The sequence below is a fragment of the Nocardia exalbida NBRC 100660 genome (assembly GCF_000308575.1).
In the GTDB taxonomy this organism is placed as follows: domain Bacteria; phylum Actinomycetota; class Actinomycetes; order Mycobacteriales; family Mycobacteriaceae; genus Nocardia; species Nocardia exalbida.
In genome coordinates this window covers 51,629-61,799 of sequence record NZ_BAFZ01000163.1, presented here as the reverse complement: position 1 = coordinate 61,799, position 10,171 = coordinate 51,629, and the positions used below count along the sequence as shown (strand labels likewise).

General features: G+C 70.2%; 8 protein-coding genes and 1 riboswitch. Of the genes, 6 read left to right on the top strand and 2 right to left on the bottom strand.

The features are described from left to right. The first annotated feature begins 6 nt into the window (after nucleotides 1-6). The 3 genes from ON29_RS32150 to ON29_RS32140 are packed head-to-tail and all read left to right on the top strand — an operon-like array spanning nucleotide 7 to nucleotide 2,468. On the top strand, nucleotides 7-969 hold the full coding sequence (locus ON29_RS32150) for an AvrD family protein (protein WP_040871971.1): 963 nt from the start codon (nucleotides 7-9) through the stop codon (nucleotides 967-969). A 35-nt stretch (nucleotides 970-1,004) separates the two neighbouring features. Further along, the gene (locus ON29_RS32145) at nucleotides 1,005-1,781 is read left to right on the top strand and encodes an ATP/GTP-binding protein (protein ID WP_040871970.1); all 777 of its coding nucleotides are present in this window, start codon (nucleotides 1,005-1,007) and stop codon (nucleotides 1,779-1,781) included. A 9-nt stretch (nucleotides 1,782-1,790) separates the two neighbouring features. Next, on the top strand, nucleotides 1,791-2,468 hold the full coding sequence (locus ON29_RS32140) for a class I SAM-dependent methyltransferase (protein ID WP_040871969.1): 678 nt from the start codon (nucleotides 1,791-1,793) through the stop codon (nucleotides 2,466-2,468). 135 nt (nucleotides 2,469-2,603) lie between these two features. On the opposite strand, the gene ON29_RS32135 is transcribed toward ON29_RS32140, so the two are convergent. Then, nucleotides 2,604-5,108 carry a helix-turn-helix transcriptional regulator gene (locus tag ON29_RS32135; RefSeq protein WP_040871968.1) on the bottom strand — a complete coding sequence of 835 codons (2,505 nt, stop codon included), beginning with the start codon at nucleotides 5,106-5,108 and terminating at the stop codon, nucleotides 2,604-2,606. Nucleotides 5,109-5,266: 158 nt separating this feature from the next. Between ON29_RS32135 and ON29_RS32130 the strand changes: the two genes are divergently transcribed. Next, entirely contained in the window at nucleotides 5,267-6,469 is a 1,203-nt protein-coding gene (locus ON29_RS32130; protein WP_040871967.1) for a styrene monooxygenase/indole monooxygenase family protein, read from the top strand. A gap of 14 nt (nucleotides 6,470-6,483) precedes the next feature. On the opposite strand, the gene ON29_RS32125 is transcribed toward ON29_RS32130, so the two are convergent. Continuing rightward, a complete protein-coding gene (locus ON29_RS32125) occupies nucleotides 6,484-7,740 on the bottom strand; it encodes a cytochrome P450 (protein ID WP_040872001.1) in 1,257 nt (418 codons plus the stop codon). A gap of 459 nt (nucleotides 7,741-8,199) precedes the next feature. On the opposite strand from ON29_RS32125, the gene ON29_RS32120 reads away from it, so the two are divergent. Both ON29_RS32120 and ON29_RS32115 read left to right on the top strand, forming a co-directional pair. Beyond that, nucleotides 8,200-8,595 carry a hypothetical protein gene (locus ON29_RS32120; protein WP_040871966.1) on the top strand — a complete coding sequence of 132 codons (396 nt, stop codon included), beginning with the start codon at nucleotides 8,200-8,202 and terminating at the stop codon, nucleotides 8,593-8,595. Between the two features lie 83 nt (nucleotides 8,596-8,678). Continuing rightward, a riboswitch (TPP riboswitch) is annotated at nucleotides 8,679-8,793 on the top strand. Continuing rightward, on the top strand, nucleotides 8,790-10,154 hold the full coding sequence (locus ON29_RS32115; RefSeq protein WP_040871965.1) for a purine-cytosine permease family protein: 1,365 nt from the start codon (nucleotides 8,790-8,792) through the stop codon (nucleotides 10,152-10,154). (Overlaps the previous riboswitch by 4 nt.) Nucleotides 10,155-10,171 lie beyond the last annotated feature (17 nt).

Sequence of the window (10,171 nt, the reverse complement as noted above, 5' to 3'; positions counted from 1 at the left end):
ACCCACATGTCCACCGAGCTGATCGCCTACGCCGATATCGACACCGTGCTGGGCCACCGGGACGGGCGGTTCTTCGGCGAGGGGTACAAGCGGATCACGCACCGCATCTTCGACATCGTCCTCGACCGCGACGCGCAGGACCGTCCGCGGCTGACAGCCACGGCCGGCGTGCACTATCCGCTGGACTGGTCGCGTAAGAGCACCCGGGTGCTGGTGCCGCACGTCAGCAGCATCGACTGCTCGATCTTCGGCTACCGGCTGCTCGAGGTGATCCTGCGCGAGTGCTACGGGCTCACCGACAGCGACATCCGGTCGTGCTGGGTGCCGTACGTCCAATTCAGCAGCGGAACCATCGCGACGGAATCGCTGGAGGAGTTCCCGATCAGCGCGACGGTCGTCGCGGTGGAAGGAAACACGATCAGCATCACCGGAGCGCTGGGCGGCGGCATGAGCCTCGAGGCCACCGTGGAGCTGCCCGCGCCGCCGCGACCGCCGCAGGCCACACGGCGCACCGTGCACGAGACCGGGCGGGGATACTTCCACGGCGGGGTCTACACCCGCGGGCAGTATCTGCGCAACGTCGTCGTCTCCGACGGCGGCAGCCGCGCGCACGCCGATTTCGCTCTGGCGGAACCGGATTCGGCGGGCCCCTGGCAGGGCGTGGCCGACGCCTACCAGCCTTCGGTGACGCTGGTCGACGCGACGGTGATCCTGGCGCAACTGTCCCAGGTCGTGCTCTACGAGCTGGACAACATCGCCCGCAAAGACAGCGAAACGCTGTGGATGCGCCGGATGACCGCGCGCGCGTCCGCTCCCCCGGCGCCACTCACCTCCGGCACCGCGACCACGCACATGGTGCGCTCGATGGTCCTCGCCTTCGGCGGCGGCGACTGGCGCATCTCCAGCTGGGCATCGGATTTCGCGGGCTGCGAGATCCGCTACGACCTCGCGCACCGGCTGCCCGCCTGACCCGCGCATCCCCGAACGATCGGAAAGGCACTCTCATGTCGGGAAACAACTATCGACGCATCGTCATCTCCGGAACCTATTCGACCGGAAAGACCACGACCTCCACGGCGCTGTCCCTGCTGACCGGCATCCCCCGGGTGGACGCCTCCTCCGCCCGCGAGGTGGTCACCGAGCTCTACCCGGGCATGCGGTTCCAGGATTTGAGCACCACCGAACTGATGGCGCTCGGCTTCCGCAGGCTGGAACTTCGCATCCAGGCCGAGGCGATCCTCGACGCCCAAGGCGGATTCATCGCCGACGGCTCGGTGCTCAACGAGTGGGTCTACGGCACCACGCGACTGGTCACCGGTCCCAACCCCGGATCGAGCCGATGGCACAAGGCCGTCAAGAACACCATCACGCTGCCCGGCCGGCCGTTCTACCGCCGCTACCTCAACGCCTACGGCGATATGGCCCGGCAGCGGGCACGGCAGAACTACGACATCTTCTTCCACCTCCCGGTGGAGGTGCCGATGGACCCCGACGGCCACCGGCCGGTCGACGAGCGCTACCGCGCCATCTCCGATCGGCAACTGCTGCACGCGATCAGCGAGCTCGGGCAGCCGGTCGTGACGGTACGCGGCACCCCGGAACAGCGCCTGGAATCCATCGTCTCGATGCTCGACATCCCCACCGTGATGGACATCGACGTCGCGGTGAAGGAGGCGATGGAGATCGTGCGCAGCAGCCGCGAGCGCGTCCAGGAAACGATCGTCGCCCAGCAACAACCGCACACTCTCGGCCGCAAGATCAAGTTCGCCACCCGCGTTTAGGAGCACGCCATGACCGTCCTGCTGGACAAGACCAAGCGCTACAACCCGATCGACTCGTGGTTCTACGACAACTTCATCTCCGACGCCGTGCGGGAGATGACCCCGACCCTGTTCGACGATATCGTCGCCCAGCTCGACGAGGGCGCGCAGGTTCTCGACGTGGGATGCGGCGGTGGGCAACTCGCGGTCGGGCTGGCCACCGCCGGGACCACGCTGCGGCTGACCGGTATCGACCTGTCCCCGCAGCAGGTGCGCAGGGCTCGCAAGCGCGGCGCGGCGCTGGGCAGCCGCATCCAGTTCCGAGAGGGATCGGCGACGGACCTGCCGTTCCCCGACGCCGCCTACGACGCGGTGATCAGCTCCGGTTCGATCAAGCACTGGCCCGATCAGCGCAAGGGGCTCGCGGAGATGATCCGGGTGCTGCGGCCCGGCGGGCTGCTGCTGGTGATCGAGGCCGATCGGGGCTGCACCTTCGAGGACGCGCGGACTTTCGTCGACCGCTGGAAGCTGCCGCAGCCGATGGCGCGGGCCTGCCTTCCGTTCTTCCGCACCTACATCGCCGGCTACGGCCTCGATCTGGAGGACGGCCGCGACCTGGTGGCCGATCTCCCGGTCACCGACGCCCAGGTGCGCCGCATCCCGGGCGAGCCCGGCATCCAGATCACCGCGCGCAAACGGGCGGAGTGAGCACCGGTCGCCTCGGCGAATCCGGCCGGTAGCGGGCCGGGCGGCGTCCCCGCAGAGACGTCGCCCGGCCTGTCGCCTGTCCTCGGGGCCGACGCCGCCACCGGACAACTCGACGGAGTGCCGACGGTGCTCGCCTCAGCGCCGGGCGCGCTGCGGTTTGCGCGCGGCCTCCTCGGTCACCTGGGCCTGCCGGTCGTCGGGCACGAGGGCGCGGATGTCCTCCCGCGAGCCGATCATCAGTTTTTGCAGGATCGCCGCCATCTGGGCGTCGACCGTCTTGAACGAACTGCCGCGCCGGGCGGCGATGGCGGTGTTCGTCCAGCCCGCCGCCGCCAGCACGGCCACCTCCTGTTCGGCGCCGGACAAGTCCTCCCAGTGCGAAGGACGGTGCCGCCGGACCGGATGCTCGACGGGTAACCGGTCCAGCGACAGCTTCCCCAGCGCCAGCTGTGCTACCTCGCCCAGTTCCGGCCGCAGCAACGCACCCTCGTGTTCCGCCTCCGCGAACGCGGTCTCGCCCAGGACCGCCCGAGCGGTGTCGGCGGCGATGTCGGTTTCGGTGGCGAACGGGCCGAGATTGGCGATGTCCACACCGATCCTGTCCCGCAGTGTGGCACCGCCACCGGTCAGGCGCGCGACTTCGCGCGCCCAACCCGTCACCGTGCCGGAGCGTTCGCCGTCGGTGTCGCGGATCAAGCGCGCCAGTGCCCAGCCGCGGATGTGGACGGCCCACACCGCGCCCCATTGGTCACGCATCGCCAGCTGAGTGGTCAGCGACGCGTGCGTCACGGCGAGCGCTTGCTCCGGGTCACCGTGTTTGGTCAGTGCGATAGCCCGGGCCAGGCCGACCCAGGACGTCGCCCACCGCGCCCCGGAGCGCTCGGCGTGCTCCAGGTGCCGCCGGGAGATCTCCAAGGCCTGCGCGGGCGTACCGAGCAACGCCGCGGCCAGCGCTTCGAACAGTTCGCTCATCGCGGCCCCACCACGGTCGCCGTCGACGGAGAACTTCTCTCGCGCGCGGGCCAGCACCGCTATCGCGCGCACGTCGCGGTCCACCAGCATCATCTCGGCACCTCGGGCGAACTCGACCGGGGCGGGCAGACCGCGATCGAGGTCGGGCTGCTCGCGCCAGCCCGCCCGGGCGGCGCCGTCGGGCGCGCACAGCGCCACGCACTCGTCGAGCGTGCGTTCGGCGTCGTGGTGCAGGCCTTGGCACAGGCTGATCCACGCGATCAGCGACATCGTCGTGACCTGCAGCGGCAGCGGCGGCGGGTCGAGTTCCCGGCTGGCGGCCAGCGTGCGCTCGGCCCAGCGGCGTGGTTCCCGCAGCGAGCCGGTGAGGAACGGGCAGCGCAGCGCGATCAGCCCGGCGGCGATCTCCAGCCCGACGGCGGCCTCCTCCGCGGTGGCGAGGCTGCCCGCCATCGCGCACAGCAGGTTGTCCCAGGCTGCCCGCGCCCAATCCAGCAGCCGCTGTTCGTCCGGGCCGAACCATCCGGTTCGGGCGGCGACGACCTTGTCGCGGTAGTAGCGGCGGTGCGCGCGCGCCAACCGGGCCGGTTCACCACCGCGTTCGCTCGCGCGCTGCTGGGCGAACAGGCGAACGCTCTCCAGCAGCGAATACCGCACCGTGGTCGCGGTCAGATGCACCGAGACCAGCGATTGGTCCGCCAATCGCTCGAGCAGGCCTTCGATCTCGGCGCGGGCCAAGCCGTCCGGCTCGTCATCGGCGCAGACCGCCTCGATCGCCTCCAATTCGGCGCCGACGTCCGATTCCGCCGCGTCCGCGTTGTCGGGGTCCACGTCGTACCCGGCCGCGAACACCGACAGGCGGTCGAACAGCAGCCGCTCTTTGTCCCCGCACAGGTCGTAGGACCAGGCGATGACGTCGCGAATGCCTTGGTGACGCGCCTCCGCACCGACCCGGGGACCGTGCGACCAGCGCAGCCGCCGGTCGGTGGCCTCACCGCTGAGGTCACGCAGGATCATCGGCAGCGGCTGCCGCAACAGCCGCGCGGCGGCCAGCCGGATGTAGAGCGGATGGTTGTGCACGTGACGGCAGATCGCCACCGCCAATTCGGTCTCGTCGTCGGCGACGGCGTGCCCGGTCAGGCCGGCGCGGGCCCGGAACAGAGCCAGCGCCTGTTCCCGCGACAACGCGGGCACCGGCACCAACTGCTCGTCGACCCAGCCGATCGCCTCGCGGCTGGTGGCCAGCACCGTGAGGCCCGGCGCCGCCTCCAGCAGGTCGGCGATCACCCGGCCCGCGCCGTCCAGGACGTGTTCGCAATTGTCCATCACCAGGATCGTCTGCAGGGTGCGCCCGACCGCGTCGCGGCGGCGCAGCGTGTCCAGCACCGCCTCCCACGCCGATCGTCCGGAGAAGTCGGCGTCCATCAGCGAGCGCGCGACCTGTTCCTCGACCGCCGCCGCGTCGGCGTTACGCGAGAGCAGCGCCAGGCGCACCCAGTGCACCGGCACGCGGCGCGCCTTGTGGAACCGGTGCACCGCTTCGGTCGCCAGCCGTGTTTTGCCGATGCCGCCCGCGCCGATCAGCGTGACCAGGCGGGTCCCGCCCAGCAGCGCCATCCCGATCCTCTCCAGCTCCCGTTCGCGCCCGACGAAATCACTGGCGGCCACGGGTGGGAAACCCGGACTCGACGCACGTCCTACCGACACAACAGTGCAGCGTAGTCCGGCCGCATCCGGAGATTCGCGGGTCTCTACCGATGTGCCGCGCCCACCTATACGCGGACTATTGCGCTGTCGCGGTAGTTCACGACCGGAAGGACACGAGGGTGGGACAGATACTGGTACTCGGGGCGGGCGAATGCGGATTACCCCTCGCCCATCGTCTGCTGCGCGGTGGCCGGGCCGTCACGCTGGTGACCGATCGGGACGCCGAGGCGGTGCTCACCGGCACGGTGACCAGCACCCAGGTCAAGTTCCCGCCGACGCTCGACCTCGAATCGGACCTCGGCCTCGGCTTCTGGCGCTCGACCGCCCCGAACATCGAAGGCATCCGGTTCACCATGGCCGTCGCGCGGGCGACGGTGGTGACCTGGGCGGGACGATTCACCCGCCCCGCGCAGAGCGTGGATCAGCGGACGGTGTTCGCGCGCTGGCTCGGCGAGTTCCTGGCCGCGGGCGGCGACCTGCGCATCGCCGAGCCCTCGGTGGCCGAACTCGACCGGGCCGCCGCCGACTACGCCCTGACCGTGGTGACCCGCGCCGGTCGCGAACTCGCCGACTGTTTCCAGGCCGATCCGGCGTGGCCCGCGCCCGCCGCCGCGCAGCGGCGGCTCGCCGTGCTGTACCTGGACGGTGTCGAGCCGGACCCGGAGGGCCTCGGCTCCTACATCGCGCTACCCGAGCACGGTGAGGTGATCTCCTATCCCGCCCTCACCGGACGGCCTGGGCAGGAACGCCGCTGCGAGATCTTGCTTTTCGAGGCGCGGCCGGGCGGCGCGCTGGACGTATTCGACCAGCACGGCACGCCGGCACAGCGCTGGGCACAGGCCAGGCGACTGCTGGAGGCGCACCTGCCCGCCGAACTCGCCGAGCGCTACCGGCATGCCGAACCGACCGACGCGGGGGCCACGCTGGTAGGGGCGGTGACCCCGGTCATGCGCCGTCCGGTGGGCACCCTGCCCTCGGGACGGCCGGTGCTGGGCGGAGGCGACGTCGTCTGCCGGATGGATCCCGGTGGCGCGCAGGGCGCCAACAACGCCGTGCACTGCGCGATCCGCTACGGCGAGGCGATCCTGCACGACCCGGACGGTCCCTATGACCGCACGTGGATGGAATGGGCGGCCGCGCCATGGCTGACGGCTGTGGCGCACCCCGCCGCGCGGTGGACGGCGACGGTGCTCGATCCGCCCCCTGCCATGCAGGAGATGATGCTCGCCGCCCGGCACGAACCGGCGCTGGCCGACGCTTTCGCCGACACCTTCGCGCGACCGGCGAACCTCGCCCGGCTCGCACCGAGAGTGCCGTCCTGACCGATTACCGGATCTCAGGATCGCGGGGGCGGCGTTGCCGGGAAGACGACCGGCAGTGCGGCCAGGGCACGGTGGAAAGGCCCTGGCCGCCACGTCAATTCGCGCACCGGCACGGCGGGCCGCAATTCCGGCAGTGCGTCCAGCAGCTGGTCGACCGCATCCTGGGCGATGAGATAGGCCGGGCTGCGGGCGGGGCAGGCGTGCGGTCCGGCGCCCCACGCCAGATGCGACCGGTTGCCGCTGTGGTTGTGCCCGCCGATCGCCGGGTCGTTGTTGCAGGCGGCGAAACTGATGACGACCGGTTGGTGGGCGGGCAGCCAGACATCATCGATCAGGATCGGCTGGCGCGGATAGGTGACCGAGAAATTGGCCATCGGCGGGTCGGTGAACAACACCTCGTCCAGCGCGTCGCGAGTGGACAGGCTGCCGCCGAGGACGTCGCCACCGAACCGGTCGTCGGTGAGAATCAGCAGCAGGGTGTTGACGATCAAATTCTGCAGCGGTTCGATACCCGCGCCGTAGAGCACGACGAGCTGGTGGATCACCTCCGCGTCGTCCAGGCCGGCCGGATGCCGCAGCAGTCGTGTGGTGATGTCCGGGCCCGGCTCGGCGCGCTTGAGTTCGATCAGCCGCAGCAGGGCGGTGCCGAGCATGCGGTTGCCCTCCTCGGCGTCCACCCCGTCGAACACGGCGGCGGTAGCGGCGGCGACCTCTCGCCCGATCTCCGGTGGGCAGCCCAGCAGGGCGTTGATCACCTCGAAGGCCAGCGGAAGAGCGTACTGGGACACCAGATCGGCGCTGCCCGCCGTACCGAAGGCGTCGATCAGCCCGGCCGCGATCCGCTCCACCGTTTCGTGCAAGGCGTGCAGGTCGACGGCGTTGATGCTCACGGTGTTGACCTGCCGGTAGCGCGCGTGCGCCTCGCCCACGCTGCGCATGGCGTTGGGGCGCCACTCCAGGACCGGCAGCACCGGGCAGTCGGCGGGGACGTTCGCCTGCCAGGCGCGCGGGTCGGCGGGAAAGTGCTGCGGGTCGTGCATGATTCGCACGGCGGTGTGGTAACTGAGCACCAACGTCGCGGGCACGCCAGGGGCCAGCTCGACCGGCGCCATCGACCCGTAGCGGGCCCGCATGTCTCGGTAGGCGCGATGTGGATCGGTCGCGAAATCCGGCGAATACAGCGGTATCCGCTCGATCCGGTGGTCGATGGGCGAACCGTGGTGGGCGCCGGATTCGTTGGTGGTCGGGTCGAGATCTCGGGGCGTGGTCAAACGCGTGACTCCCACAGTAGAAGCGTTTTCGGCGAGCGCGGGGTGAGCGAACTCGGCGCGGATCGTCGCGACGCCGTCGTTCGGTCCATGCGGTGCACCGCTGGGCCGCGTCTTCTCGACGGCGCAGCGGCTCGACACACAGGATGGTCGCGTAGGTAGGGTCCGGGCATCGGTAGTGGCGGCCTGCCTGCGGCGATGCGATCACTCGTCCGCGCGGTGACCGCCCCTTACCGGCCACGGTCACCGGCAGCTGCGCGCGGCTTCGTCCGCGCTCCCGAACCCGTTGGTGATGCTGAACATTCGCTGAAGGCGGTCGGGCCGATGGAGCGGTCGGGTGCGCTGCGAGGTGCGGGCCGCGTGCTCGCATCGCCGGGAGCACAAGCACTTCCACGCGCGGACGGCTGGTGTATAACTTCCATCGGCCCGGTCGACTCCACCGACAAGCGATAGCGAGACACGATGCACGGTTACCTGAATCAGGTGTCCCAAGGCACGACCCCCTCCGGCTATCCGACGCGCGCGCCCGAGACCCACGCGGTCGCACCGCCCCGCCCTGCGGATCTCGTCGTCAGCGCACTGTTGTGGTTCCTGCCCGCGACGCTGGCCGCGATGTCGACCATCCTCGCCCCGTGGTTCCTGATGGCGGGGGGCATCTGCGCGTCCAAGCCCGAGTGCCGGGTCGACACCAGCGCGGGCGTGTGGATCATGGTCGGGGGCGGGATCGTGGGATTCGCCGTGGGGGTGCTGCTCTCGGGTATGGCGGCTCGGCAGGGGCGGGCGTTGTTCCCCGGCGCGCTCGTCGGTGCGGTGCTGGTCGTGCTGGCCTGGTTCGCCGCCTCGTTCCTGATGGGCTGACACGCCGGGCGGCCGGATGAACGTCCGCCCCGGCTCTTCTCCCCCGGGACGGAAAATTGGCGCGGGTGTACTATTCGCCGGAATCACCCCACCGCGGGAGCTCGGGTACGGCCGGGCTGAGAGGGCGAACCGCACGCGTCGCCGACCGCATGAACCTGTCCGGGTAATGCCGGCGTAGGGAGAGCGTTTCCGTCATGTCGTCATCGACCCGCGCGAGCGCGCACGAAGCCCCCCTGACCCTCGACCAGCCCGCACCGAAAGTGCTCTCGTTCTGGGACCAGAGTGCGTTCTGGGCCAATCTCGGCGTCAGCCTCTTCGCTTTCTCCGGGGCGTACACGGTGCTCGCGCCGAACGCCGAGGGGGCCGCGCAGCTCTCGATCGCGGCCGGAATCCTGGCGACCGTCCTGGGCACCCTGGTCGGTGCGGCGATGCTCGGCGCCGCGGCGCTGACGGGTGCGCGCACGGGACAACCCGCGATGGTGCTGCTGCGCGGGCTGTTCGGCGCGAAGCTCAGCTATCTGCCCACCGCGCTCAACATCGCTCAGTTGATCGGCTGGGGAACGTTCGAGCTGATCGTCATCGGTGACGCGGCCGAGGAACTGTTCGGCGGCGGCCCGCACTGGCTCTACGTGGTGGCCGCGGGCGTACTGACGACGGTACTCACGATCTGGCCGCTCGGCTCGGTACGGTTGCTGCGCAGATTCGTCACCGCCGGCGTCGTGATCGCCCTTGTCTGGTTCTACGCGCAGTTCGTGCGCGCCGGTCTGCCCGATCTGCGGGCGAACCCGGGCCCGAGCGGGGGCGGCCCGTTCGGCGTCGACTGGAACCTCTTCTGGGTTGCCACCGATGCCGCCTTGGCCGTCTCCATCTCGTGGGTGCCGGTCGCCGCCGACTACACCCGGCACGCCCGCTCCGGTCGCTCGGCGTTCGGCGCGGCGGGCGGGGCGTACGCGCTCACCCAGATCATCGCCTACGTCCTCGGCCTGTTCGCGCTGGCGCTCGCGACCGGCGAAGGCGGACCGTACGCGCCTTTCCTGCAGGTGAGCCTCGGTGCCCTGTTCTTCTTCGTTTTCGTGCTGCGAGAGGCGGATCAGTCCTTCGCCAATGTCTATTCCACCGCCGTCTCGATCCAGAATCTCGCACCGCGCGTCGATCGCCGGGTGCTCTCGATCGGCCTCGGTGCCCTGATCACGATTCTGGCTCTGCGGTTGAACATGGCGAACTACTTCGGCTTCCTCGGGCTGATCGGCTCGGTGTTCGTGCCGCTGCTCGGCGTGCTCGTCGCCGACTTCTTCTTGCGTGCCCGCCGCGAGTGGAACACCGCACCGGACGCGCCCGCACGCTGGGGCATGGTGGCCGCCTGGCTGACCGGGTTCGCCGTATATCAACTGATCAATCCGGGTGACGCCGGTGCGTGGACGCGATTCTGGGACGGCGTTCGGCAGGCTGTGCACTTCACCGGGCAGGCGTGGATGAGCGCATCGCTGCTGTCGTTCCTGGCGGCGCTGGCGGTGGCCTGGCTGGCCGGCAAAGTGACGGCGAAGACCCCATCGGCGTAGTGAATTTGCCACCATGG